This window comes from Pseudomonas sp. Pseusp10 (assembly GCF_059492225.1).
Genome location: NZ_CP168528.1, coordinates 1,767,953 through 1,794,070 on the forward strand (window position 1 = coordinate 1,767,953; position 26,118 = coordinate 1,794,070).

The 26,118-nt window shown below is 60.3% G+C and carries 20 protein-coding genes; 9 read left to right on the top strand and 11 right to left on the bottom strand.

Features of this window, described 5'->3' with window-relative positions; translation table 11 throughout:
• Positions 1–54: 54 nt before the first annotated feature.
• Together guaB and guaA are read left to right on the top strand one after the other, a co-directional pair.
• A complete protein-coding gene (gene guaB / locus ACEN8Z_RS07910) occupies positions 55–1,524 on the top strand; it encodes an IMP dehydrogenase (protein WP_007993289.1) in 1,470 nt (489 codons plus the stop codon).
• A gap of 99 nt (positions 1,525–1,623) precedes the next feature.
• Complete coding sequence (gene guaA / locus ACEN8Z_RS07915) at positions 1,624–3,201, top strand: glutamine-hydrolyzing GMP synthase (RefSeq protein WP_007982837.1); 1,578 nt, start codon at positions 1,624–1,626, stop codon at positions 3,199–3,201.
• A 100-nt stretch (positions 3,202–3,301) separates the two neighbouring features.
• Here guaA and ACEN8Z_RS07920 read toward each other — a convergent pair whose 3' ends face one another.
• On the bottom strand, positions 3,302–6,250 hold the full coding sequence (locus tag ACEN8Z_RS07920; protein ID WP_495597271.1) for a membrane-targeted effector domain-containing toxin: 2,949 nt from the start codon (positions 6,248–6,250) through the stop codon (positions 3,302–3,304).
• 256 nt (positions 6,251–6,506) lie between these two features.
• On the opposite strand from ACEN8Z_RS07920, the gene ACEN8Z_RS07925 reads away from it, so the two are divergent.
• Both ACEN8Z_RS07925 and tadA read left to right on the top strand, forming a co-directional pair.
• Positions 6,507–7,883 carry a multicopper oxidase family protein gene (locus tag ACEN8Z_RS07925; RefSeq protein WP_495597272.1) on the top strand — a complete coding sequence of 459 codons (1,377 nt, stop codon included), beginning with the start codon at positions 6,507–6,509 and terminating at the stop codon, positions 7,881–7,883.
• A complete protein-coding gene (gene tadA / locus ACEN8Z_RS07930; RefSeq protein ID WP_495597273.1) occupies positions 7,883–8,380 on the top strand; it encodes a tRNA adenosine(34) deaminase TadA in 498 nt (165 codons plus the stop codon). The genes ACEN8Z_RS07925 and tadA overlap by 1 nt, the downstream gene beginning before the upstream one ends.
• A gap of 118 nt (positions 8,381–8,498) precedes the next feature.
• Here the strand turns inward: tadA and cmoB are convergent, their stop codons facing one another.
• From cmoB to ACEN8Z_RS07965, 7 genes are all read right to left on the bottom strand, one after another.
• Entirely contained in the window at positions 8,499–9,455 is a 957-nt protein-coding gene (cmoB, locus tag ACEN8Z_RS07935) for a tRNA 5-methoxyuridine(34)/uridine 5-oxyacetic acid(34) synthase CmoB (RefSeq protein ID WP_007993292.1), read from the bottom strand.
• Complete coding sequence (gene cmoA, locus ACEN8Z_RS07940) at positions 9,452–10,231, bottom strand: carboxy-S-adenosyl-L-methionine synthase CmoA (protein ID WP_495597274.1); 780 nt, start codon at positions 10,229–10,231, stop codon at positions 9,452–9,454. Before cmoA ends, cmoB begins: the two co-directional genes overlap by 4 nt.
• A 181-nt stretch (positions 10,232–10,412) precedes the next feature.
• On the bottom strand, positions 10,413–11,054 hold the full coding sequence (locus ACEN8Z_RS07945; RefSeq protein ID WP_495597275.1) for a lysoplasmalogenase: 642 nt from the start codon (positions 11,052–11,054) through the stop codon (positions 10,413–10,415).
• A gap of 2 nt (positions 11,055–11,056) precedes the next feature.
• A complete protein-coding gene (locus ACEN8Z_RS07950) occupies positions 11,057–11,449 on the bottom strand; it encodes a protease inhibitor I42 family protein (protein ID WP_495597276.1) in 393 nt (130 codons plus the stop codon).
• A 146-nt stretch (positions 11,450–11,595) separates the two neighbouring features.
• Entirely contained in the window at positions 11,596–14,013 is a 2,418-nt protein-coding gene (lon, locus tag ACEN8Z_RS07955) for an endopeptidase La (protein ID WP_495597277.1), read from the bottom strand.
• 316 nt (positions 14,014–14,329) lie between these two features.
• Entirely contained in the window at positions 14,330–16,741 is a 2,412-nt protein-coding gene (locus tag ACEN8Z_RS07960; RefSeq protein ID WP_495597278.1) for a glucose/quinate/shikimate family membrane-bound PQQ-dependent dehydrogenase, read from the bottom strand.
• A gap of 190 nt (positions 16,742–16,931) precedes the next feature.
• Complete coding sequence (locus ACEN8Z_RS07965) at positions 16,932–18,314, bottom strand: carbohydrate porin (protein WP_495597279.1); 1,383 nt, start codon at positions 18,312–18,314, stop codon at positions 16,932–16,934.
• Between the two features lie 343 nt (positions 18,315–18,657).
• On the opposite strand from ACEN8Z_RS07965, the gene ACEN8Z_RS07970 reads away from it, so the two are divergent.
• The gene (locus tag ACEN8Z_RS07970; RefSeq protein WP_007985772.1) at positions 18,658–18,888 is read left to right on the top strand and encodes a VF530 family protein; all 231 of its coding nucleotides are present in this window, start codon (positions 18,658–18,660) and stop codon (positions 18,886–18,888) included.
• 1 nt (position 18,889) lies between these two features.
• Positions 18,890–19,540: a Pr6Pr family membrane protein gene (locus ACEN8Z_RS07975; protein ID WP_495597280.1), complete on the top strand. Its 651-nt coding sequence runs from the start codon at positions 18,890–18,892 to the stop codon at positions 19,538–19,540.
• A gap of 83 nt (positions 19,541–19,623) precedes the next feature.
• Here ACEN8Z_RS07975 and ACEN8Z_RS07980 read toward each other — a convergent pair whose 3' ends face one another.
• Genes ACEN8Z_RS07980 through ACEN8Z_RS07990 form a run of 3 tightly spaced genes read right to left on the bottom strand, consistent with a single transcriptional unit; the run spans position 19,624 to position 21,146 of the window.
• Entirely contained in the window at positions 19,624–19,794 is a 171-nt protein-coding gene (locus ACEN8Z_RS07980) for a hypothetical protein (RefSeq protein WP_495597281.1), read from the bottom strand.
• Between the two features lie 3 nt (positions 19,795–19,797).
• Positions 19,798–20,583 (bottom strand): siderophore-interacting protein, encoded by a 786-nt coding sequence (locus tag ACEN8Z_RS07985; protein WP_495597282.1) that lies wholly within the window; start codon positions 20,581–20,583, stop codon positions 19,798–19,800.
• Positions 20,580–21,146 carry a PadR family transcriptional regulator gene (locus ACEN8Z_RS07990; protein ID WP_116260511.1) on the bottom strand — a complete coding sequence of 189 codons (567 nt, stop codon included), beginning with the start codon at positions 21,144–21,146 and terminating at the stop codon, positions 20,580–20,582. The genes ACEN8Z_RS07985 and ACEN8Z_RS07990 overlap by 4 nt, the downstream gene beginning before the upstream one ends.
• Before the next feature lie 513 nt (positions 21,147–21,659).
• Between ACEN8Z_RS07990 and ACEN8Z_RS07995 the strand changes: the two genes are divergently transcribed.
• From ACEN8Z_RS07995 to ACEN8Z_RS08005, 3 genes are all read left to right on the top strand, one after another.
• Positions 21,660–22,151, top strand: a complete 492-nt coding sequence (locus ACEN8Z_RS07995; protein ID WP_495597283.1) for a CS1 type fimbrial major subunit — start codon at positions 21,660–21,662, stop codon at positions 22,149–22,151.
• Between the two features lie 104 nt (positions 22,152–22,255).
• On the top strand, positions 22,256–24,778 hold the full coding sequence (locus ACEN8Z_RS08000; RefSeq protein ID WP_495597284.1) for a CS1-pili formation C-terminal domain-containing protein: 2,523 nt from the start codon (positions 22,256–22,258) through the stop codon (positions 24,776–24,778).
• A gap of 35 nt (positions 24,779–24,813) precedes the next feature.
• A complete protein-coding gene (locus tag ACEN8Z_RS08005; RefSeq protein ID WP_495598101.1) occupies positions 24,814–26,082 on the top strand; it encodes a hypothetical protein in 1,269 nt (422 codons plus the stop codon).
• Positions 26,083–26,118 lie beyond the last annotated feature (36 nt).

Genomic DNA, 26,118 nt, shown 5'->3' on the forward strand with positions numbered 1-26,118 from the left:
GGGGTGTCTGACTATAATGGCGCGCTTCCATTTTCCCGCTCGGGAGCCCCCGCGATGCTGCGTATCAGCCAAGAAGCTCTGACATTCGACGACATTCTCCTAGTGCCCGGTTATTCCGAGGTGCTTCCTAACGAAGTCAGTCTCAAGACCCGCCTTACCCGTGGCATCGAGCTGAATATTCCACTGGTTTCCGCTGCCATGGACACCGTCACTGAAGCCCGTCTGGCAATCGCCATGGCTCAGGAAGGTGGTATCGGCATCATCCACAAGAACATGACCATCGAGCAGCAAGCTGCCGAAGTGCGCAAGGTCAAGCGTTACGAAGCCGGTGTGGTCAAGGACCCGATCACCATCGTCGCCGACGCCACCGTGCGCGAGTTGTTCGAACTGACCCGCATGCACAACATCTCCGGCGTTCCGGTGCTGCACAATGGCGACCTGGTCGGCATTGTCACCTCCCGTGACGTGCGTTTCGAGAACCGTCTGGAAGCCACTGTCCGTGAAGTGATGACGCCTAAAGAGCGTCTGGTCACGGTCAAGGAAGGCGCCGACAAGAACGATGTGCGTGAACTGCTGCACAAGCACCGCATCGAACGCGTGCTGATCGTCGACGACAAATTCGCCCTCAAGGGCATGATGACCGTCAACGACATCGAAAAAGCCAAGGCTTACCCGCTGGCCAGCAAGGACGATCAAGGTCGTCTGCGCGTTGGCGCGGCCGTCGGCACCGGTAAAGACACCGGTGACCGCGTAGCCGCCCTGGTCAATGCCGGCGTTGACGTGGTGGTGGTCGACACCGCACACGGTCACTCCAAAGGCGTGATCGACCGCGTTCGCTGGGTCAAACAGAACTTCCCTGAAGTGCAGGTCATCGGCGGCAACATTGCCACCGGCGCTGCCGCCAAGGCCCTGGCCGAAGCCGGCGCTGACGCAGTCAAGGTCGGTATCGGCCCTGGCTCGATCTGCACCACCCGTATCGTCGCCGGTGTCGGCGTGCCGCAAATCAGTGCCATCGCAAACGTCGCCGCTGCCCTTGAAGGCACTGGCGTGCCGTTGATCGCCGACGGCGGTATCCGTTTCTCCGGTGACCTGTCCAAGGCCATCGTTGCCGGTGCTTCCTGCGTGATGATGGGCTCGATGTTCGCCGGTACCGAAGAAGCTCCGGGCGAGATCGAACTGTTCCAGGGCCGTTCGTACAAGGCTTATCGCGGCATGGGTTCGCTGGGCGCCATGTCCCAGGCTCAAGGTTCCTCCGACCGTTACTTCCAGGACTCCTCGGCAGGCGCCGAGAAGCTCGTTCCGGAAGGCATCGAAGGGCGTGTTCCGTACAAGGGCACCCTGAGCGCGATCATCCACCAGTTGATGGGCGGCCTGCGCTCTTCGATGGGCTACACCGGTAGCGCCAACATCGAAGAGATGCGCACCAAGCCTGAGTTCGTGCGGATCACCGGCGCCGGCATGGCCGAGTCCCACGTGCACGACGTGCAGATCACCAAAGAAGCGCCGAACTACCGCGTAGGTTGAGCCTTCAAGCAACAAACCAAGCAACCGGGGCTGTTTTATTCAGCCCCGAGTTGTTTCTGAATCACGACTGTTTCCGAATTTTTTAGACGAGACTGAATCATGGCCCTCGACATTCACGCTCACCGCATCCTGATCCTCGACTTCGGTTCCCAGTACACCCAGCTGATCGCCCGCCGCGTGCGTGAAATCGGCGTGTACTGCGAACTGCACCCGTTCGACATGGACGAAGATGCGATCCGCGAGTTCGCTCCTAAAGGCGTCATCCTCGCAGGCGGCCCGGAGTCGGTCCACGAAGCCAACAGCCCTCGCTGCCCGCAAGCCGTTTTCGACCTGGGCGTACCGGTGTTCGGTATCTGCTACGGCATGCAGACCATGGCCGAGCAACTGGGCGGCAAGGTTGAAGGTTCCGAGCTGCGTGAGTTCGGTTACGCCCGCGTCGACGTGGTCGGCAAGAGCCGCCTGCTCGACGGCATCGAAGACCACATCGACGCCGACGGCCTGTTCGGCCTCGACGTATGGATGAGCCACGGTGACAAGGTCACCAAAATGCCGTCTGACTTCCACATCCTGGCCAGCACCCCGAGCTGCCCGATCGCCGGCATGTTCAGCGATGAGCGTCGCTACTACGGCGTGCAGTTCCACCCGGAAGTGACTCACACCAAGCAAGGCGGTCGTATTCTGTCGCGTTTCATCCTCGACATCTGCGAGTGCGAAGCCCTGTGGACTCCGTCGAAAATCGCTGAAGACGCCATCGCCCAGGTTCGCGCCCAGGTCGGCACCGACAACGTACTGCTTGGTCTGTCCGGCGGCGTTGACTCGTCCGTGGTTGCCGCGCTGCTGCACAAGGCCATCGGCGACCAACTGACCTGCGTGTTCGTCGACAACGGCCTGCTGCGCCTGCACGAAGGCGAGCAAGTGATGGCCATGTTCGCCGAGAACATGGGCGTCAAGGTGATCCGCGCCAACGCCGAGGAGCAGTTCCTGGGCAACCTGGCCGGCGAAGCCGACCCGGAGAAGAAGCGCAAGATCATCGGCCGTACCTTCATCGACGTGTTCGATGCCGAGTCCTGCAAGCTGGACAACATCAAGTACCTGGCCCAGGGCACCATCTACCCGGACGTGATCGAATCGGCTGGCGCGAAAAGCGGCAAGGCCCACGTGATCAAGTCGCACCACAACGTGGGCGGCCTGCCGGAAGAAATGAACCTCAAGCTGGTCGAACCACTGCGCGAGCTGTTCAAGGACGAAGTCCGTCGTCTGGGCCTGGAACTGGGCCTGCCGTACGACATGGTCTACCGTCACCCGTTCCCGGGCCCGGGCCTGGGCGTGCGCATCCTCGGTGAAGTGAAGAAGGAATACGCCGACCTGCTGCGTCGTGCCGACCACATCTTCATCGAAGAACTGCGCAAGGCCGACTGGTACCACAAGGTCAGCCAGGCATTCGTGGTGTTCCAGCCGGTGAAATCGGTTGGCGTGGTCGGCGATGGCCGTCGTTACGCCTGGGTCGTGGCCCTGCGTGCCGTGGAAACCATCGACTTCATGACCGCGCGTTGGGCACACCTGCCTTACGAACTGCTGGAAACCGTCAGCGGCCGTATTATCAATGAAATCGAAGGCATCTCCCGCGTCACCTACGACGTGTCGAGCAAGCCGCCGGCGACCATTGAGTGGGAATGATCCACTGCAGGCCCTGATGGCCTGAAGACTGGACCACATGGAGCCGCGTGAAACCTGAGTTTCACGCGGCTTTTTTGTGCGTGGCTCGCTGGTCAGCGTCTCAGGGAACCCGGGTCAGTGTCATGCCCATGCCAGTGAGGGCGTCCATCAATTCCTTGAACGTACCAAAACGCTGGTTGTTGATATTCCACTTGGAGTTTTTGATGTAGAAACCTTTGACATCGCGTGCGATAGGCGTGTGCACCAAGAGTCCCTCCCTGCTGCGATGAACCAGTTCAAATTCGCTGCCGGTTTGTTCCAGGGTCATCATTCCTGGCTCCTTGAGTGCAACGCTCAGCGCCTGTTCCCTGACTAGCCCTGGCGGCAATTCCAGTTGCAGGCGCAAGTCGTTTTTGACGAAGACTGGCGTCAGCTTCTCCGGATCGGTACCGGTTCTTCCCGGATCTGGCTCGATGCCTCTGGCCTGGCCTGCTTCGGCACTCTCGATGCGCAGGCCGATACCACCCTCGAGCTCGCTGATCCCCGGTACTGCGTTAAAGGTATTGGCGTGAGACTCACCGACCAGCGCCACCCAACGATGCGCACCCCTGGCTGCCTGGTCGGCATCGATGACCGTCTTGGCGAAGTAATTCATCATTTCTTGCCGATAGTTGGCGGATGCGCCGGAAATTCCTCTCGAGTGATAACTGGCCGTGCAGTCAATGGCCTGCACGCGGATGTGGTTTTTCTGTGCGGCCTTGACCACTTCGCGAAAGGAAAAACGACCGGAAGGGTCAGTTCCGTGGCCCCTGTCGAGCTGTTTCAGGTAGCTCTCCAGATCCTCCGATAGATCGCCACCCCGGTTGAAGATGTCCAGGTCGGCCTGGTGATAGTCAGTGAGCAAATGCTCCATGTACAAGGTCTTGACCTTTTGCTTGGCGAGTATGTCCATGTTTTCGATAAGGAATTGCTTGCTGCCGACGCTCGAGTGGTTTTCACCGATCACTAGGCTTGGAGATTCCTTGAGCAGCGTCTTGATGATGTCTTTCGGTTTGCTGGCCGCGTTCAGAGCCGGGATGGCGGGGCGCGGCGGCAGTGAAGCGTTGGCAAAGTAGTCATGTGCGTCCCGGTACAAAGTTTTGCGCAATGCCTTGAACTGGCTGGAGGGCCCCTCCGGATTTCGCAGGTCGACGAAATCGTCATTCAAATGTTTGTCATCCACTTCGTTCCAGGCCACAGGCTTGAGATCTTGTCGTAACTCAGCAGGAACATCGTAGGGTGTCGGAGCGCTATTGATGTCGGGTAGAGGGGCGGCCGGGCGGCCCCACGGCAGCTGGTCGAAAAATTTCCCGCCCCCCTTCAGTCCGGGGCGACCGAGAAGTTCCCATTCACCTTCGGCGTTCAGGCGAACCGGCAGGTTGCGGTGGAAGGAGAATGGGTTGGCCGGGTCGATGATGACCCAGGTTTTCATCTCGTTGACGTAGCGGACCTGATAGTAGGAATAGTCGATCCCGATGTAGTTGCCGCCAGTCGGGGGCTGGTAAATATTGCGATACTTGCCTTCGTCGCTGACCACTTGCAGGCCATCGAGAATTTCATTGGTCTGGAAGGGGGCCAGCGGGTTTTCGCTGTCCAGGGGAGGGACCGGGCGTGTGGTGATCACCGGGGGGCGGGGCGTGGCGCCGGCGGTGTACTCAGGCTCGGCGAGGTTTTCCTGGGGGGTGAACTCTTCCTTGGCGCTGCCGACTTCCGATATTTCCACGGCGCCGCGCAGGGCCAACAGGTTGAAAAGGCTGTCGATAGAGGCGGTGATGGCGCCAATGACCCCGCTTTTGCGATCGGCAACGCTGTGTCCATTGACGGCCTCGGCGATGTTCAGGCCAATGTTGGCCAGGCCGGCACCGACGGCCGCAAGGGCGACCGGCCAGCCAGCGACGGCCATGGCGCCAAAGAGTCGGGTAAATGTCGAAAGATAGCCGATCCACATTTTCTCCCGCAGATCGCCATTGGATCGCAGCGACAGATCGGCATCGTCGAACATACGCTCCCTGACAGAGTCGCGAAGCCAGGTAAAGGCATCCATCTCCAGCGCCGGCCAATCCAGGTTGAGTTGACTGTTGTCGTAGGAACCACCGAAAAAGAGCAAATCGATGGTGTGGTTAAGACCAGCGTTGTCGCCATCCTGTTGTTGCGCCGACAGAGGGAAATGCGCCATGAAACGTGCGCGATTGTCGGCCTTGTTGTTGTGATGCATCAGCCATAGATGCAAGTCATGGGGTGTTTCGAATACATGGAATGCATCCAGCTCGCCGGGTGTATAGACAATCTGATAACCCTTTTTGTCGACGATGCGCAGGATGTCGGTGGACTGGTAAGTGCCGATGGTCAGGGGCGTGACCCGCAGATCATTTACAGGTGACGCTTCGGACCTGAGCATGTCCAGGGTGATCGGCCAGGAAATATTTCCCGCCACGGCTTTGAGCACGGTCTTGAGGTTTTCGTTGCTCAGGCGCGAGCTGTCATGCTCCTCCAGGGCCTTGGAGATGAAATTGAGCTTGGCCAGTGTCCGATAGTCATCCGAATGGTTTACCCAGAAGCTGCCCATTTTTTCCCAGTAACGGTCACTGAAGTTGATTCGCCATAGATCCTTTATGACGCTGCTGGGGTACATCCGGATTTCGTTGGTTTCGTTGTAGATGCGGGCGTTTGCGCCCTCATTGTAGAAACCGCCATCACTGTCCAGCAGGTCGGCGTTGTCCTGGTCGTGGGAGTGGAAGCGCTGGACCACCAGCTGCGGCAGCGTCAGCGACTCGCAGGGTTTGGGATAGTGTTCCCAGAACAGGAAGGCCGTATTGCTGCTGACTGAAGTATTGTCGAAGCGGTGCCACCAGACCTTGTCCGGGTCGATGTGCTCGATACCGTATTTGTCCAGAATGCCCTGGGCTTCGCCGTGGGCCATATCGTGCATGTCGGGACAGGCTTCCACGAACGGGATCACCAGGTCTTTGAGGGCCTGCACGTCGTCGGGGTCGGGAAGTAGGAATTGTGAGTTTGTATCTGAGGAATTCATTTCTCTCTCCTTGAGAAATGGATGGGTTTGAAGTCGGCACTATGCAGGGCGGACTACAGCCTGGTCTGTAGGAATAGCGGCGCGCAGTCTCAGGTATTGATGGATCTGTGCTGTCAGAGACAGATCAAAACAGAGTGCCGTCCGGCTGCGGCCCGTCGTCACGCCCGCTTTGCTGTTTCTTTCACAACTGCGGGTGTATCGTATTCGCCTTTTGCGGGCCCCGGGCCTGTAGCTGATACGTGAGGTAGTTGAGTTCATGTCCTTTACCCGTCGCCAAATCCTCGGTGGCCTGGCCGGTCTTGTTGTCGTTGGCGTGGGGGCTGGTGGCGCGTCGCGTTACTGGTTGGGCAAGATGGCCGACGCTGACGCGGGTCACGACTATGAACTGATCGCGGCGCCGCTGGACGTCGAACTGGTGGCCGGGCACAAGACCCAGGCCTGGGCGTTCGGCCCTTCGGCGCCGGGCACCGAGTTGCGGGCGCGCCAGGGTGATTGGTTGCGGGTGCGCTTCATCAATCACCTGCCGGTCGCCACCACCATTCACTGGCACGGCATCCGCCTGCCGCTGGAAATGGATGGCGTGCCTTACGTATCGCAGCTTCCGGTGCTGCCGGGCGAGTATTTCGACTACAAATTCCGCGTACCCGATGCCGGCAGCTATTGGTATCACCCGCACGTGAACAGCAGCGAAGAACTCGGTCGCGGTCTGGTCGGGCCGCTGATCGTCGAAGAACGCGAGCCGACCGGCTTCAAGTATGAAAAAACCTTGAGCCTCAAGAGCTGGCATGTCGACGAGGTGGGCAATTTCGTCGAGTTCAGCATTCCCCGGGAAGCGGCCCGGGGCGGCACGGCGGGGCGCCTGGCGACCATCAATGGCGTGCCGCAAGCGGTGATCGAGTTGCCGGCCGGGCAGATTACCCGCGTGCGCCTGCTCAACCTCGACAACACATTGACCTATCGCCTGAACATTCCCGGCGTCGAAGCGCAGATCTACGCGCTGGACGGTAACCCGATCGAGCCACGGCCGCTGGGCAAGGAGTACTGGCTCGGCCCCGGCATGCGCATTTGCCTGGCGATCAAGGCCCCGCCGGCCGGTGAAGAGTTGTCCCTGCGCAACGGTCCGGTGCGCCTGGGCACGTTCCGTTCGGTGGCCAATAGCGATGCGCCGACCGAGTGGCCGCCGGCACTGCCTGCCAACCCGATCGCCGAGCCCGACCTGGCCAATGCCGAGAAACTCAACTTCAATTTCGAATGGGTCGGCTCGGTATCAGTCAATGTCGACAATGGCAAACCACCGAGCTTGTGGCAAATCAACGGCAAGGCTTGGGACATCACCGACAAGACCTGCGCCGACCGCCCGATTGCCAAGCTCGAGAAGGGCAAGAGCTACATTTTTGAATTGAAAAACATGACTCAGTATCAGCACCCGATTCACCTGCACGGCATGAGTTTCAAGGTCATCGCCTCGAACCGGCACAAGGTCATTCCGTATTTCACCGACACCTACCTGCTGGGCAAGAACGAGCGCGTGCAAGTGGCGCTGGTGGCGGATAACCCGGGGGTATGGATGTTCCACTGCCATGTGATCGACCACATGGAAACCGGCCTGATGGCCGCCATCGAGGTGGCGTGATGCGTCAGATTCGTCCCGCCGCGATCATCGACCGCAGCCGTGACCGCGACTTCATGCGTGAAGCCCTGGCCCTGGCGGCTCAAGGCGCAGCCCTGGGCGAAGTGCCGGTGGGCGCGGTGCTGGTGCAGGACGGTGAAATCATCGGTCGCGGCTTCAACTGCCCGATCAGCGCCAGCGATCCCAGCGCCCACGCGGAAATGGTCGCGATCCGCGCCGCTGCGCAAGCGGTGAGCAACTATCGCCTGCCGGGCAGCACGCTGTACGTGACGCTGGAACCGTGCAGCATGTGCGCAGGCCTGATCGTGCATTCGCGGATAACGCGGGTGGTGTACGGCGCACTGGAGCCGAAAGCCGGGATTGTGCAGAGCCAGGGGCAGTTCTTTACCCAGGGTTTCCTGAATCACCGGGTGCTGTATGAAGGCGGGGTGTTGGCGGAGGAGTGCGGGGCGGTGTTGAGCGAGTTTTTCAAGGCGCGCAGAGCAAAGCCTTCAGACTAAACACCGAACCCCTGTGGGAGCGAGCTTGCTCGCGATGGAGTGTCAGGTTCATTGATGTCGACTGATCCACCATCGCGAGCAAGCTCGCTCCTACAGGGGATCTCCATTGTCTGGAGATTTATTTGCGAGCGACGATGACCGCCCGCATCGGCGCCGGCAGCCCTTCAATGGTCTTGCTGTGATCCTCGGGGTCGAGGAAGTCGCTCAGCGACTGATACTTCATCCACTCCGTCCCGCGCTGTTCCGCGACCGTGGTGGTGCTCACATCCACGCACTTCACATCGGTGAACCCGGCACGACGCAGCCATAGCTCCAGCGCCGGCACCGACGGCAGGAACCACACGTTACGCATCTGCGCATAGCGGTCTTCCGGCACCAGCACCTGGTGCTTGTCGCCTTCGACCACCAGCGTTTCCAGCACCAGTTCACCGCCCTTGACCAGGCAATCCTTCAGCGCCAGCAAGTGCTCGATGGGCGAACGGCGGTGATAGAACACGCCCATGGAAAACACCGTGTCGAAGCCTTCGAGGTTCGGCGGCAGGTCTTCAAAGGGAAACGGCAGGTGCCAGGCGTTCGGCTCCGACAGGTAACGCTGTACGGCCTGGAACTGGCAGAAAAAGAGCCAGTTCGGGTCGACACCGATCACGCTGTCCGCGCCAGCGCCGAGCATGCGCCACATGTAATAGCCGTTGCCGCAGCCGACATCGAGGATGCGCTTGCCCGCAAGGTCCAGGTGCGGTGCCACACGGGACCACTTCCAGTCCGAGCGCCATTCGGTGTCGACGTGCACGCCGAACAGGTCGAACGGCCCCTTGCGCCATGGCGACAACCCCATCAACGCGGTGCGCATTTGCGCACGGGTTGCATCGTCGCAGTCGGTGTCCAGCTTCAAGCCGTTGAGCAAATCGACTTCGCTCGGCTGGATTTTCGGCAAGGCGTCCAGCGCGCTTTGCCAGCGCTCCAGGTCGCCATGACCCTTTTCCATTTTCTTGTCGAGTTGCGCTTGCAGGGTGTTGGCCCAGTCGGCCAGCGGGGTGCCGGCCAGACGGCGGGCGAGGGGGGACAGATCAATCATGGCAAGGCAATCAACGAGGCAAAGTTAAGACACTGGAACCACGGCACGACTTTCGAGAACCCGGCGGCCAGCAGGCGTTCGCGGTGCTCTTCGAGGCTGTCGGGCTTCATGACGTTTTCGATGGCGCTGCGCTTCTGGGCGATTTCCAGTTCGCTGTAGCCGTTGGCGCGTTTGAAGGCGATGTGCAGGTCGGTCAGCAGTGCGTGCTCCTGCTCGTCTTCAAAGCGCAGTTTTTCCGAAAGGATCAGCGCTCCACCGGGCAGCAGCGACTGGCGGATACGCGTCAGCAACGCGGTGCGTTGTTCCGGGGCAATGAATTGCAGGGTGAAGTTCAGCGCTACTACCGAGGCAGGCTGGAACTCCAGAGCGAGGATGTCGCCTTCGATCACTTCGACCGGTAGCAATTCCTGGAACATCGAATCCTGTCCGTTGAGGTACTCGCGGCAGCGTTCGACCATCGCCGTCGAGTTATCCACAGCAATCACCCGGCAACCGTCGGTGCGCACGTGCCGGCGCAGGGCCTGAGTCACGGCGCCCAGCGACGAGCCCAGGTCGTAGAGCACGCTATTGGGCTGGGCGAACTGCGCGGCGAGCACGCCAAGGTTTTCGACGATGGTCGGATAGCCCGGCACCGAGCGCTTGATCATGTCCGGGAACACCCGCACCACATCCTCGTTAAAGGCGAAGTCAGGCACCTGGGCCAAAGGCTGGGCGAAAAGGCGATCGGATTCTTTGCTCACGGCGGTTCCAGCGGCGTAGGTGGAAAAGGCCGGCATTTTAGCCAAGTTGGCGCGGGGATGCGCGGGTTGTCTGATAAACCGCCGGATGAGCGCGCAATCCAGGTAGCAGCTGCCGAAGGCTGCGTTCGGCTGCGAAGCAGTCGTAAATCTTGCGACTCGTTTTTCAGGTGGGCTGGATGGCGAGGGCTTCGCCCTCGAACGCAGCCTTCGGCAGCTGCTACAAAGTGCGGCGGGACTGGGGAAATGCCGAGGCAGTGATGCCCCATTGCCCCAGCCAATAGCTGAGGATGATCACATAAGCCGCCGCGTCGAACGGCACCACAAAACGGCTGATGCCAATCACGCTGTCGGAGAACACAAACGCTACCGCACCCGCCGTCGCCAGCAGCGCCGAACGCTTGGGCACGTCGCTGCCGAGCCGCGCGAGCGCGCGCCAGAGCATGGCGCTGATGGCCAGGCCGTAGACGATCACCGGAACCAGTAGTGGCCCCAGTCCATGAGCAATCAGAATCCCCAACAGCACCGCACCGACGCCGAGGGCGATGACCAGGGGGAAAGGAGCCAGGCGCCGGCAATCGCTCAGGTAGGCTTTCAGATAGGCCAGGTGGGCGACCAGAAACGCGCCCAGGCCAAACACGAACAAGTCCCCGGGCCAGGCCAGCAACACGTCGCCGAGCAAGGAAAAGATCAAGCCCAGGCTGATCCAGCGCCGATATTCGCCGGGCGGTGCGTCATGCAGCCAGCCGAGCAGGGCCAGCACCGGCAGTGGCTTGACCAGCAGACACAACAGAGAGGCGTGCACGCTCAGGCCATAAAGAAAGGTCACCGCGCCCATCAGCGCCAGAATCAGCCAGCCCACGGTCAGTTAACCGAGATCGCACAGTCGAACGAGTCCACCGGCAACACTTCCGGTGCCCATGGCTGTTGCGAGGTCAGGCGCAAACGCCCGGTGCCGGTCGCAAAAGCCTGAAAGCGCCAGGTCGAAACCCCGGCCGCACCGACGATGCCGGCATCTTCCGGATTTCGATAAACCTCAGGCCCCAAGGCGTGCAGTACGCCGCCGGCCGAATCCTGGATCGCCCAGCGATAGCCCGTGGTCGGATTGCTCGGCAGGGTCAGGATCAGGTTTTGCCCATTGCTGAGCTGCACCGGGCATTCGCTTTGTTTTTCCACGGTCACGTTGTGTGCAGGTTGCGTGGCGCACGCGGCCAGCAAGGCGAGGGCGAGGGGGGCAAGCAGGCGAATGGGGGACATGGGGTCGGGGGCTCCGGCGTTCACGACGAACGGCGAGCATAACTTAAGATGAGACAAAGTGTGACGGTCAGCCTGGACGGTGGTGTCAGGACTGACGCCTTCGCGGGCTTGCCCGCGAAGACGGCAGTACAGGCGCTACAAGAGCATCAGAACAACACCTTCGCCACATCCGCAAAGCGCTTGGCAAAATGCACGGTAATGCCTTCCTTCAGATACTCCGGCAATTCCTCAAAATTGCCGCGGTTGGCCTCCGGCAGAATCAGTTCGAAAATCTTCTGCCGCCGCGCTGCAATGACCTTCTCGCGAACACCGCCAATCGGCAGTACATGCCCGGTCAACGTCAATTCACCGGTCATGGCCACGCCTTTCTTCGGTGGTTGATTGCGTGCCAGCGACAGCAGTGCACTGGCCATGGTCACGCCGGCGCTCGGGCCGTCTTTCGGTGTGGCGCCTTCCGGCACGTGCAGGTGCACGAAGGCTTCGTCGAAGAATTTCGGATCGCCGCCATACGACTTCAGGTGCGAGCTGACGTAGCTGTAGGCGATTTCCGCTGACTCCTTCATCACATCGCCCAGTTGCCCGGTGAGCTTGAACCCACGGTTGAGGGTGTGGATGCGCGTGGCTTCGATCGGCAGGGTCGCGCCGCCCATGCTGGTCCAGGCAAGACCGGTGATGACGCCGACACCCGACAGTACCTGCTCGTTGCGGAACACCGGTTTGCCGAGGGACGTTTCCAGGTCTTTCGGGCCGAGTTTGATCACGGCGTTCGGCTCATCGAGCAGTTTCATCACCGCTTTGCGCACCAGTTTGCCGAGGTTTTTTTCCAGCTGGCGCACGCCGGCTTCACGGGCATAACCGTCGACCAGCGCCTTGAGCGCGCTGTCGCTGATGCTCAGGCTGCCTTTGGACACACCGGCCTTTTCCAGTTGCTTGGGCCACAGGTGACGCTTGGCGATGGCGACTTTTTCCTGGGTGATGTAGCCCGACAGGCGAATCACTTCCATTCGGTCGAGCAACGGGCCGGGGATCGAATCGAGGGTGTTGGCGGTGCACACGAACAGCACTTTCGACAGGTCCATGCGCAAGTCGAGGTAGTGGTCGAGGAATTCGACGTTCTGCTCCGGATCGAGGGTTTCCAGCAGCGCCGAGGCCGGGTCGCCCTGGTAGCTCTGGCCCATCTTGTCGATCTCGTCGAGCATGATCACCGGGTTCATCACTTCAACGTCTTTCAACGCCTGCACCAGTTTGCCCGGTTGCGCACCGATGTAGGTGCGGCGGTGGCCCTTGATCTCGGCCTCGTCGCGCATGCCGCCAAGGCTGAAGCGATAGAACGGCCGGCCCAGGGATTCGGCGATGGATTTGCCGACGCTGGTCTTGCCCACGCCCGGCGGCCCCACCAGCAACACTATGGAACCGCTGATCTCGCCTTTGTAAGCCCCGACCGCGAGGAATTCGAGGATGCGGTCCTTGATGTCGTCGAGGCCGGCATGGTGTTTGTCCAGCACCTTGCGCGCGTGCTTGAGGTCGAGTTTGTCTTCACCGTATATGCCCCACGGCACCGAGGTCGCCCAATCGAGGTAATTGCGGGTGACCGCATACTCGGGCGAGCCGGTTTCCAGCACCGACAGCTTGTTCATTTCCTCTTCGATGCGTTTCTGAGCTTGTGGCGACAGGACCTTGCCGGTCAGTCGCTGTTCGAACTGTTCAAGGTCGGCGCTGCGGTCGTCCTTGGTCAGGCCGAGTTCCTGCTGGATGACCTTGAGTTGTTCCTTGAGGAAGAACTCGCGCTGATGCTCGCCGATCTTGCGGTTAACTTCGGCGGAAATCTCTTTTTGCAGACGCGCGACTTCGACTTCCTTGCGCAGCATCGGCAGGACTTTTTCCATGCGCTTGAGCATCGGCACGCAGTCGAGCACTTCCTGCAGCTCACTGCCGGTGGCCGAGGTCAGGGCCGCCGCGAAGTCGGTCAGCGGCGACGGATCGTTGGGGCTGAAACGGTTGAGGTAGTTCTTCAGCTCTTCGCTGTACAGCGGGTTGAGCGGCAGCAGCTCCTTGATCGCATTGATCAACGCCATGCCGTAGGCCTTGACCTCGTCGGTCGGCTCGGTGGGTTGGTGCGGGTATTCGACTTCCACCAGATACGGCGGGCGGTGATGCTTGAGCCAGGTCTTGAGGCGTACGCGGGTCAGGCCCTGGGCGACGAACTGCAGCTTGCCGTTTTCGCGGCTGGCATGGTGCACCTTGACCAGAGTGCCGTAGAGCGGCAGGGCCGAGGTGTTGAAATGGCGCGGGTCATCCTGGGGCGTGTCCATGTAGAACAGGGCCAGGGAGTGGTGTTCGGACTTGGCCACCAGGTCCAGGGTCTCGGCCCACGGCTCTTCGTTGACGATGACCGGCAGCACCTGGGCCGGGAAGAACGGTCGGTTGTGAATCGGGATGATGTAGACCTTGTCCGGCAGGTTCTGGCCGGGCAGGGCCAGGCCTTTGCCGGGTTTGTGCTGTGGGGCGCTTTGCGGATCGGCGTATTCGCTTGGGTCTTCGGGGAATTCTTGCTGGTCGCTCATGGGGGCACCTGCGCAATGGGTATGGGTCTTAGATGGGGCAGGTTGGCGGTGGTTTCAACGGGCATTTTCTGCAAGGGCGTGTTTCGACGGCGTGTTCAGCGCAGAGACAGGTTAGCTGGATTTTGCGGCGACACTATCCCCTGTGGGAGCGAGCTTGCTCGCGATTGCGGTCTGACAGTCACCTCAAGGGTGTCTGTCATGCCCCCATCGCGAGCAAGCTCGCTCCCACAGGGGGGCGGGGGTGATTTGAAATCTGCGGCGACAAAAAAGGCGACGTCCTCACGGGCGTCGCCTTTGTTTTGACTGCCGCTAAAACTTACTCGGACAGTTTGTACGCAATCACATAGTCACCCATTTTGGTGCCCAGTGAGCCGTGGCCACCGACGACCAACAGCACGTACTGTTTGCCGTCCTTGCCGGTGTAAGTCATCGGCGTAGCCTGACCGCCAGCCGGCAGGCGCGATTTCCAAAGCTCGTTGCCGGTGTTGACGTCATAGGCGCGCAGGTATTGATCCAGCGTGCCGCTCAGGAAGCCGACGCCGCCGGCGGTGACCATCGAGCCGCCCATGCTTGGCACGCCGAGTGGCAGGCCGATAGGCAATGGCGAGCTGTCGCGGCTGGTGCCGTTCTTGCGTTTCCACACGACTTTGCCTGTGGTCAGGTCGATGCCGGCCACGTAGCCCCAGGCCGGAGCCTGGCACGGTACGCCGAACGGCGACATGAACGGGTGCATGATCACCGCGTAAGGTGCGCCCGTGTTCGGTTGCACGCCCGCTGTTTCGCTTTCGCGCTTGCTGCCGGCCGCGACTTCGGCGCGAGGCACCATCTTCGAGACGAAGGCCATGTAGTTCGGGCTGGTGAACAGCATCTGGCGAACCGGGTCGACCGAAACTCCGCCCCAGTTGAAGACGCCGACGTTACCCGGATAGATCAGGCTGCCCTGTTCCGACGGCGGGGTGTATTGACCTTCGTAACGCAGCTCCTTGAACTGGATGCGGCACAGCATCTGGTCAAACGGGCTGGCGCCCCACATGGCTTTTTCGGTCAGTTCCGGGGCCAGCAGGTTCAGGTCCGAACGGGCCTGGGTCGGCGCGGTGTGGTCACCTTTCACGGCGCCTTGCGGAACCGGGATTTCCTTGATCGGGATGATCGGCGTGCCGTCACGACGGTCGAGTACGTACAGACTGCCTTGCTTGGTCGGTTGGATCACGGCCGGCTTGATGCCGTCGGCGGTTTTCAAGTCCAGCAGGGTTGGCTGGCTGCCGACGTCCATGTCCCACAGGTCATGGTGAGTGAACTGGTAGTTCCAGCGCACCTTGCCGGTGGCCAGGTCCAGCGCGACCAGGCCGGCACTGAACTTCTCGGCGCCCGGGGTGCGGTCTGCGCCCCACTGGTCAGGGGTCTGGTTGCCCAGCGGCAGGTAGACCATGCCGAGTTTTTCGTCGACGCTGGCCAGCGACCACATGTTGGCCGAATTGCGGCTGTAGTGTTCGCCCTCTGGCAGCGGTTCGGTCGCGTCTGGATTGTTGCTGTCCCAGTTCCACACCAGATGACCGTCGTGTACGTCAAACGCACGGATCACGCCGGATGGCTCGTTGGTCGACTCGTTGTCGGTGACGTGGCCGCCCATGATCACCAGGTCGCGGGTGATCGCTGCCGGCGAGGTGGCGTAGTAGCCACCCGGGGTGAACGGTCCGATGCCTTGAGTCAGGTCAACCACACCGTTTTTACCGAAACCTTCGCAGACCTTGCCGGTGTCGGCGTTGAGTGCGATCAGGCGTGCATCGGCGGTTGGCAGGTACAGACGACGCGGGCAGGCCTGGGCGACGGCTTTGCCGGCCTCGGAAATCACTGCAGAGGCAGCGTTTTCAGACTTGGCGTAGGCCGCTTCGTCGTAGTACGACACGCCACGGCAGGTCATGTGGGCGAAGCCCTTGAAACCCACCGGGCTCTTGATCTGCGGGTCGAAACGCCACAGTTCCTTGCCGGTGTCCGGATCCAGCGCCAGCACCTTGCTGTGGGCGGTGCAGGCATAGAGCATGCCGTTGGCCTTGAGCGGGGTGTTTTCGTTGGTCAGTTCCACCGGGTCATCGGCGGTTGGCAGATCGCCGGTCTGGATACGCCAGGCTTCCTGCAGCTTGCCGACGTTGGCCGGGGTGATCTGCTTGAGTGGCGAATAGCGGTCACCGAATTCGCTGCGACCATAGGCCTGCCAGTCGCCTTCAGGCATCTGCGGCGCAGTGCTGGTCATGTCAGCCGATTCACGACCCAACTCGCCGAGGGTCTCGCCGGGATGGGTGAATTGGCTGGCCACGGCGGTGGCACCGGCCAGGACCACGGCCACGCTCAAGGCGCCTGTACCCATAGGGGCAGGGCCGTTGATCAGCAATGGACGACGGAACCACGGCAGCAGCATCACCACGCCGAGGGCGAACCACAGCGCCAGGCGTGGCACCAGTTGCCACCAGTCGAGGCCGACTTCCCACAGCGCCCAAACAGTACTGGCGAACAGCACCAGTGCGTACAGGCCCAGCGCCGCGCGGCGGGCCGCGATCAGCAACACGCCGCTCAGCGCGATGCCGATACCGGCCAGCAGGTAATACAGCGAGCCGCCGAGCATGCTCAGCTTGATCCCCCCGGCCAGCATGGCCAGGCCCATCAGTAGAAGTAGAATGCCGAGCAGGGTCGGCCATAGACGGCTTCGACTCAAGGCACTATCGGTGCTCATAGTGTGATTCTCCGTGACGTTTCAAGTAGTCCCGCGCAAGTTCACTGTAGATGACGATCCGGCGCGGGCATGTTGTAGGAGCGAGCTTGCTCGCGAAAAACCTGAGAACGCCGTGTAGTGTCAGGCTCGCAGCGTTATCGTTGACGACCATCGCGAGCAAGCTCGCTCCCACAGGTTCTTTCGGTGTTTTTTAGAACGACGACTGGACCTTGATCCCGCCGATCAGCGCGTCGTCGACCTGGTTCACGCCACCCGGGTGGCGGATGTATTGCAGGTTCGGGCGCACGGTCAGCCAGTTGGTCACGTGCACGCCGTAATAGAGTTCGGCGCTGTATTCGGTGTCCTGCGGCGGCAGGAAGGCCGAGTCGTCGAAGTCGAAGACGGCGTGGGCCTGATTGGTCGCCTCGGCATTCTTGCGAAAGGCCGGGTTGACGTGGACGCGGGCCATGGCAAAACCGATGTCGTCCCTGGCGCGCGCGTCGAACGGGCCTTTGTAGACGAGACCGGCCTGGACGTAGTTGTCGATGGCGTTGGTCTTCTTGTCGTGCATCGTGCCGTTGGCGAACAGGCTCAGGCCGCGGGAATGATCGCTTGCGAGGCTGGTGACTTGCTGCTGGAGACCCAGCCACATGCCGTGCTTGCTCGAGGCGCTGCGGTAGGCTTCGCCACTCAGGGCGGCAGGCTGGCCGTTGCTGTCCTTGTAGACATCGGTGGCGTTGGCGCTGCTGTAGTAGTAACCGGCGCGGTATTCACCTGGCAGGCCGTTGAGCTTCGGCGTCCACACCAGTTCCACCGGCAGGACCGCGCCCTGGGTGCCGCTGCCGCTGAGTTTGAAGCCGTTGCCGCGATCCAGGTTCGACGAATTTTGCTCATACGCGCCGATCTGCGCGTACAGCTGCGGCGTAAGATGATATTTGACCCGCAGCGCCCACTGGCTGACCGGCCAGTTGTACCAGATGTCGCCCGCCCAGTTGCCGACCTGGGAGCCGCAGAACGCCAGGTTCTGGAAGTCGCAGGGGAAGCTGTTGAAGTCTTCGCCTTCGCCGAAACGGCCGGCCTTGATGTCGAGTTTCTGGTCAAAGAATTTCTGCTGATACCACATCTGCGTCAGGCGCCAGGTCTGGCCACGGCCCCAGACTTCCTGGGCGGAGGTAAAGCCGCCGACACGCGGATCGTTGATGCGGTCGTTGCTGATGTTGTTGCCGCTGCGTTCGGTGATGGTCAGCTGGAACTCGGCGGCGTCCCAGCCGAGGATCTTCTGCAAGTCCAAATGAGTGCCGAGGGCAAACTGGTCGCTGTAGCGTGCGGTGCGATCGTGGTCGTGACCGCCATGCAGGTTGCTGCCCATTTCGCCGGTGTAATCGACTTTGAAGTCGTAGCCTTTTTCCGCAAGTTCGGTACGAGTGCCGTTCCAGTCGCCGAGCATCCACGGTGAGTCGCTATCGAAGGCCGGAGCCGAGTGAGCGCAAGTGGCAAGGCCCAAAGCGGTGAATCCGCCTATCAGGTTCAAGGTTTTTCGGCAGGCAACAGGCTTAAAGACAGCGCTGTCTTTCGAAAGTTGGAAATCAGGCATAGAGAAGAAATTCTTGATCTTTTTCTGGGGGATTAGACGGAAGAAATGGCTAGCAGAAGCGTTTCAGCTAAAGCGGGCGCAAGGATAATGATCTGTTACAAATAGAGAAAGGGCTTTTACTGACATGCAGCCTTTCGGATTCGGTAACAGTTGTAGGAGCGAGCTTGCTCGCGATGGTCGTCAACGATAACGCGCCCAATCTGACACCCCGCGGTGCTCTCTGGCGCATCGCGAGCAAGCTCGCTCCTACAAGTTCACCTACATTTGATAGATCGCTTCCCCCCAGCGAAGCCCTCGGCTAAGGTGCGCGGCTTCCAATTCCCACTCTGCTCGAAGGCCCGGCATGACTGAACACAACACCGATCCGTTGCATGGCGTGACGCTGGAACAGATCCTCAACGCGCTGGTTGAACACTACGAGTGGTCGGGGCTGGCCGAGCGCATCGATATCCGCTGCTTCAAGAGCGATCCGAGCATCAAGTCGAGCCTGACGTTCCTGCGTAAAACCCCGTGGGCTCGGGAGAAGGTCGAGCGCCTGTATGTGAAGTTGATGCGCACCAAGCGTCCGCTCTGACATGTTCATCCCGTCAGTTGCGCGGCGTCGTTTCGTCGCTATTGCTGCCATCCTTGGTTGGGCCGGATTGAGCATTCAGCTGTACCTGATTTTTTACTCACGCTGGACGCTGGCAGCCAGTTTGACAGGTGGGCTGGTGAGCTTCTTCAGCTATTTCACCGTGCTCAGCAATACGCTGGTGGCGACCGTACTGACCTGTGAACTGACTTCCCGTGAGTCGGCCGCGCGCCACTGGTTTTTACAGCCGTGGGTCAGCAGTGGAGTGTCCGTGAGCATCGCCGTGGTCGGCCTGGCCTACAACCTGTTGCTGCGTCACTTGTGGCATCCCGAAGGCTGGCAATGGCTGGCCGATGAGCTGCTGCATGACGTCATGCCGCTGCTGTTTCTGGGCTACTGGTGGTGCTGTGTACCGAAGGGTACGTTGCGATTGGGGCACATCGCGTTGTGGATGATTTACCCGCTGGTGTACTTCGCCTACTCGCTGCTGCGCGGGCATCTGCTGGCGACTTATCCGTACCCGTTCATTGATGTGGAGAAGCTGGGTTATCCACAGGTGTTTATCAATGCGGGTGGGTTGTTGCTGGGGTTTGTGTTGATTGCACTGTTGCTGATCGGACTGGATCGCTGGCGTGCCACGACACGCTCTTTGTAGCAGCTGACGCAGCCTGCGTCCGGCTGCGCAGCAGTCGTAGAACCCGAGCACTCGGTCTGACTGATGCTCCACATCGTCTGACTTCACGACTGCTGCGCAGCCGGACGCAGGCTGCGCCAGCTGCTACGGATCGCGGATGACTGGAACGACTGCTGCGCAGCCGGACGCAGGCTACGCCAGCTGCTACGGATCGCGGATGACTGGAACGACTTCGGCGTCAGTACCTGGGGCTGCCGCAGGCTGCGATCCTTCAAGGCTCAATCCTCTTCGCTGTCATCCAGCCGCCAGTAACCCACAGCCTTGACGAACTGCTCATCCAGCCCGTGCTCATCGAGCAACACCCGGCGAATTTGCCGCGACACCTTACTCTCGGTCGCCACCCACGCGTACAGGCTGCCGGCAGGAGCCTTGATCTGACGCACAGTGCTCAGCAAATGGTCCTTGCCACCTTCGCGCAGCACCCAGATCACATTGACCTCGGCAGCGCTTTCCAGCACTTGCTGCTCCTTGCCGTTTTCCACTTCCACGATCACCAGGGCACGCCGATTGGCCGCCAGCCCTTCCAGGCGTCGGGCGATGGCGGGCAGGGCGGTTTCGTCGCCGATCAGCAAGTAGCTGTCGAAGATGTCCGGCACGATCATCGAGCCCCTTGGCCCGCCGATGTGCAGGAACTGTCCAGGTCGGGCCTGTTCGGCCCAGGTCGCGGCCGGGCCGTCGCCATGCAGCACAAAGTCGATGTCCAGTTCCAGCGTGTCGGGGTCATGGCGGCGCGGGGTGTAGTCGCGCATTTCAGGCAACGGGCCGTTGGCCTTGCCGGCGCCCAGCACCAGGGTTTCCAGCGTCGCCGCTTGCTCGGCGTTCTGCGGGAACAGCAGCTTGACGTGGTCGTCCGTACCCAGGCTGACGAAGCCAGCCAGCTCAGGCCCGCCCAGGGTAATCCGGCGCATGCGCGGGGTCAGATCGACCACCCGCAGCACTTCCAGGCGACGGCGTTTGATCTCGTGCATGACACGGTGAATGGTTGAGGCGATCACTTCAGTCATTCGGCTTTCTCCTGAACGGCCGGGCCGTCGACGATGGCCTTGGCGGTGTTGTTGAGCAGGTCGCGTACCCGCAGGATTTCGTCCGGGCTCCAGCGCCCATGGTGCATTTGCAGGGCGTGGCGCAGGTTATGCACGGCTTCATGGATTTCTGCCGGGCGATCATGTCCGCGTAGCGAACGCTTGCTGACGTCGATGCGCATCCGCACGCCATCCAGTGCAATGGCTTGCTCTTTCAGGAACAGACGTCCGGCATCGGTCACGCTGTAGCGTTTTTTCCCGCCTTCGGCATCGCCCGCAATCATTTCGCTTTCTTCAAGGAATGTCAGGGTCGGATAAATCACACCGGGGCTGGGGCTGTAGGCGCCGTCGAACATGCCTTCGATCTGGCGAATCAGGTCATAGCCGTGGCATGGCTGTTCGGCGATCAACGCCAACAGCAGCAATTTCAGGTCGCCGGGGGCGAACACCCGTGGGCCGCGACCGCCGCGTTCGCGGCCGGGGCGCTTCTCGAAGCCGTCACGGCCGTCGCCGTGTTCGCGGTGGGGGGAATGATGGTCTCTCATTTTTGCTTTATCTCGTCGTGTTTAGATACAACTTAAGATATATCTTATTGAGCGAGCAAGGCTGACTGACCAACGGCGCATCCGGCACCAGGCGTAACCGTCATTGAAAATGGCGCTTTCACCGTTCCCGGAATTGCTTTTAATGGAGGTGGAAAAGTTGAAATTAGTGTTAACTCTCTAAATATTCGGTTTGCGCCTTTATTTATTGGTTATGTAATATCTCTCCTACAGAAGTTGCTGTGTCTTTGTCGCCTGTTATTAGTCGATCATTGGCTTCATGTAGTCCGTCTCTTACAGTCGAACAGTGAGTTTTTCGATAATTCAGTATTTTTCTTTCTATGGTCGTGGCACTTTGGCTACGCACTTCATGGAACTTTCCGGCTTACTTTCCAGAAGAATTGCTTGATCATTCTTCGGCGTTGAAAGTTCGGGATTACACAAAACTGCTCGTGACGGTTTTTTGTTTTGTCGGAACTTTCAATGAACCGAAAACTTTATAAAGACAGGTACTGAATGATGTTCAAGAAATTCGCGATTGCCGCTCCACTGGCTGTTCTGGCTCTGAGTTCTTCCGCCGTTTTTGCCGCGGGTGAAGCCCGTCACTCCATCAGCCTGATTGCCCATGTGCCGACCAATGGCTTTTATGTAGTCCCGGTCGATCCGGATCTGGTCAACAAAGACCAGGACATGAGCTTCCGGCCTTCCACCGGTACCATGGGCGAAGTCAACGGTTTCTTCGACATGCGCAACAACAACGGTTCGGTACACGCCAGCCTTGAAAGCGTGCCGAAGCTGATCTCCGGCGCCACGTCGATCGACCTGCAAGTGGCACTCAACAATGTAGTCCTGACCACGACGCCGCAAATGGTGGTCGGCGAGACCGAGTCGAACGTCAACTACCGCGCCCCACTCAACATCAAGGCTGTCGGCACTACCTTTACCCCGGGTGATTACACCGGTGCCGTCACCATGATGTTCGACGCTGTTCCTCCTGTTGCTCTTTGAGATTGAAAGAGTCGTAAGCGCTTACTTGCTTGAGTAACGTGACCGGCCGGCAAGTTTCAACTTGTCGGTCGGGTTCAACTTCTTCGTAATTAGAGTACTCGTTCATGTTCCCGATGACGCCCATCGCGGCAGCGCTTGCGTTGCTGTTATGTAGCAGTGCATTTGCGGCGCCCACTTCAATTGATAATACGCCCAGAAGTTTGCTGGCCCAGGCCAAAGGCTTGCCGGCGGATTTCGAGGAGCACTTTTTCGATGTGCCGCTGGCGGTTCGGGTCGAGCTCGATCAACAGCCACTCGGCGAGGCGATGATTGTGTTGTCCCGCGATGACCGGGTGACGTTGCTCGATTTCACCGATACCGGCGACAGCCGTTTCGGCGCCAGTGAGCGCCAGACCTGGGTCGACATCCTCAAACCCGGTGTGGCACTGGGTGCCTGCTCGGGGCAGTGCCCGGAGCAGATGCTGGCGGTGCACTACAACCTTGAAAACTCTTTGCTGTCGATCGTCACCGAAAACGCCGAGCGCGACAGCGAAGCCAGGCGTTTTTACGATCAACCCGAAGGTGGCAGCAGCGGCCTGATGGTGCGTAACCAAATCAATCTCAACGGCGGTCAGGATCAGGACCTGGGCGGACGCTTCGGCCTCGAGGCCAGCGGCAGCCTGGGCAACTGGAGCCAGACCTTCAACATGCAACTGGCCCGTCTTGGTGGCCCGGACAACAAGACATTCCACGCGGTACACGAACTTTTCACCCAGCGTGAACTGGAGGGCAGTTTTTTCCGCCTGGGCTATTTCACCCCCAATTCCGAAGGCCTGACCCGTCAGCCACGCTCGTTCGGGACCAGCCCCGACACCGCCGTGGGCGTGATGTATGGCAGTTCCGACAGCCTGGCAATCGACAGTCCGAAACCCAGTGTTTATCCCATCTATGTCACCGCCAACCGCCAGGCTTCGGTGGAGATCTTTCGTGATGGCTTGCTGATCAACACCCAATCGGTGCCCGCCGGTTTGCAGACCCTGGACACCCGGCCATTGCCCGGTGGCATTTACGATGTGGAAGTGCGCCTGATCGAAGATGGCCAGATCACCTCGACTACCCAGGAGCTGGTGTACAAGCCCAGCAACTGGCGCAACCTCGACGAGCGTTGGCGCTACAACCTGTTCGCCGGTCAGGAAAGCAAACTGCTCAGCAACTGGGATCAGCAGGCCAGTGGCGATGCGACCTTCGGCGCCTCTGCGAACTACTTGCTGCACCCTCGGGTGGTGCTGGGACTGTCCGCGCGCCAGGAGCGTGAGAAGCTGCAATTGGGCAGCTCCGTCGACTGGTCTCTGGCCAACAGCACCAGCGTGTATGCCAACGTTTATCAAACCCAGGACCATGGCACCGGCCTGGATCTGCAGGGCCTGTACAACTATGGCGCCGGCAGCCTGGTGATCAGCCACAACCGTAGCTGGCTCGATACCACCGACACTTTCGACACGTTGCCCGACGGCACTCGCGTGCGCCAACGCAATGTATTCACCGGCGAGACCAGCAACTCATCCCTGGCGCTGAACCACCGGATCAGCCGCAAGAACTCGTTCAACGCGCGGGTTTCCCACAGCGAAGGCAACGTTGAAGGTATGGGCGTAGACCTGGGCTGGACGCAGCGCACCGAGTTGTTTGGCAGCGACGCCAACTGGCGGCTGTCGTTGTTCGATCGCCCGGGTAGTTTCAGCAGCGGCGATGCGCGCAATCGCGGGGTCGACCTGAGCCTCAACATGGCCCTCGGCGGCAAGGGCCAACAGGTATCCGGCAGTATCGGCTCGCGCACCGCCCGCGATGGCAGCCGCGACACCAACGCTTCGCTTGGCTATCGCAAAGACTGGCAAGACCACGTCTTGCAGAGTGTCTCGGTGACAGCATTGACCGACACCTACGGCATGGGCCTGTCGAGCCTGGCTAACTTTCGCACCGATGCGGTCAACGGCGATGGCTTTGTCCAGCGCTCGTCCTTCAACGGCAATTTCACTGGCGGCCTGAACCTCGACAGCACCCTGGTGGTGGGTGCCCAGCACATGGCGTTGACCAGCCAGCATCAAGGACGCGGCGCCGGGATGATCGTCGATGTCGAGTCCGACATCGACGGCATTGTCTTGCGCGCCGATGACCTGAGCGGCGGCAGCTCGGTGTTGCACCCGGGACGCAATTTCATACCGCTGACGGCCTACAGAAACAGCTCGGTGAGTTTCGACTTCGAAGGCAATCACGTTCCGGCGGCAAACATCGCACCGGCGCGCACCCGTTATCACCTGAACAAGGGCGGCGTGGAATACCGCCAGATCAGGGTGATGAAAACCCTGACCGTGCTCGGGCGACTGCTCGATCCACAGGGCCTGCCACTCAAGGGCCATCACGTGATCAACCACGCCAGTCGCGGCGTGAGTGAAGTCGACGGCTTCTTCTCCATGGAAATGAACGCCGGCTCACCGACGCTGGAAGTGCGGCATGCCGAGCGCTTGCTGTGTCAGTTCCGACTCGATGTCGACAAGCATCGCCTGGAGAACAACGTGTTGATGATCGGCGATCTGCGGTGCAGCCCGGACACCCTGGCCGAGGCCAACTTCAACCCGCAGAAGGCCGGGTGAATGACTCGGGTTCTGATCTATCGGAGAGTGCAACCATGAATCTTGCGAGTGTTATGGTCAGGATGCTGTCGCGTGGCCGCTGGTTGGGGTTGCTGATGGCGGTGGTGACGCCGTCCGCGCAGGCAGTGACCCAGGAAATCCGGGCGTTGTTCACCCCCGATTCGGCCAATCCACAACGTAACCAGTTCATCAACAAAACGCCGGTCAGTGGTTACTGCGCGGAAAACGTCAGCCAATGCGAGCAGAATAAAGTATTCAGCATTCGGCTTCCCCTGACCTTCCATTCCAATGGAGCAATGCAGCCGAATGGGCTTCCACGCAATAGCGCAATGTTCAGTGTGCCGGCGCAATGGCGTGCCTTGACGGTGAGGAATGAGGCCACAGAGGAAACGGAAACCGTCGAGGTACGCATTGCAGGTTTCGGCTCCCAGTACTTGCTCAGCGATACAGCCAGCAATCTGACAGGAGCTTCGCCTGCCATTGAGGGGCATCGGGCCCTGTGGGGCGGACCCTCCGGGGGCTGGGTCAACGCAGCGCCTCCCTGTCAATACAGCGGTGTCGGTGTGTATGGCGATAGCTTTTACAAGTTTTTCTGGAAAACCCCGGTTGAAGGGGTCTGTGTAAAAACCGCCAGTTTTCCGATACCGGCAATGTCCTATCAATACCTGGATTTTTCCTATGAACTTCGCACGCCAAATCCCTTGGACATGTCTTCCGGTTTATACACTGGAGATCTGAGCTATCGCATCGGCCCCGGCGGCGACTTCGACATGGGCGACGTCATGTTGCCAACTGATCCGGACTTGACCCTGAGTTTCGTGCTGGATGTTCAGCACACCCTGAAAGTAGACATCCCACCTGGCGGCGATAGAGTCCAACTGGCCCCGGCCGGTGGCTGGCAAAGCTGGCTGCAGGCCGGGCGGCGGCCGGTGAGGTTGTTCCGTGACCAGACCTTCAACATCTCGGCTTCCTCGCGTTTCAAGATGCAGCTGGAGTGCGAGATCAGTGCATTTCCCTATGACTGCATGCTCGATGACCGGGTTTCGAAACGGTCGGTCGAGCTGCGGGTCAGTGTCAGCCTGCCCAATGGTTTGACCGATATGGCCGGCAAACCGGTCAAGCAGCTTCGATTGCGCCCTGGCGCTGCGAATGCCCAGCATTTTCAACCCGGTTTTTATGTGGATCGAGCGCCGGGCACCCTGCATTTCGAGGTCCCCCAGCATCAGATGGAATTCATGATGCGCCCCGGCGTGGCCTCCACTTACAGAGGCAGTGTCACGGTGATCTGGGATTCGGAAGTCTGATGGGCAAATTAGCGATGGCGCGTGCCTGTGTTGTGT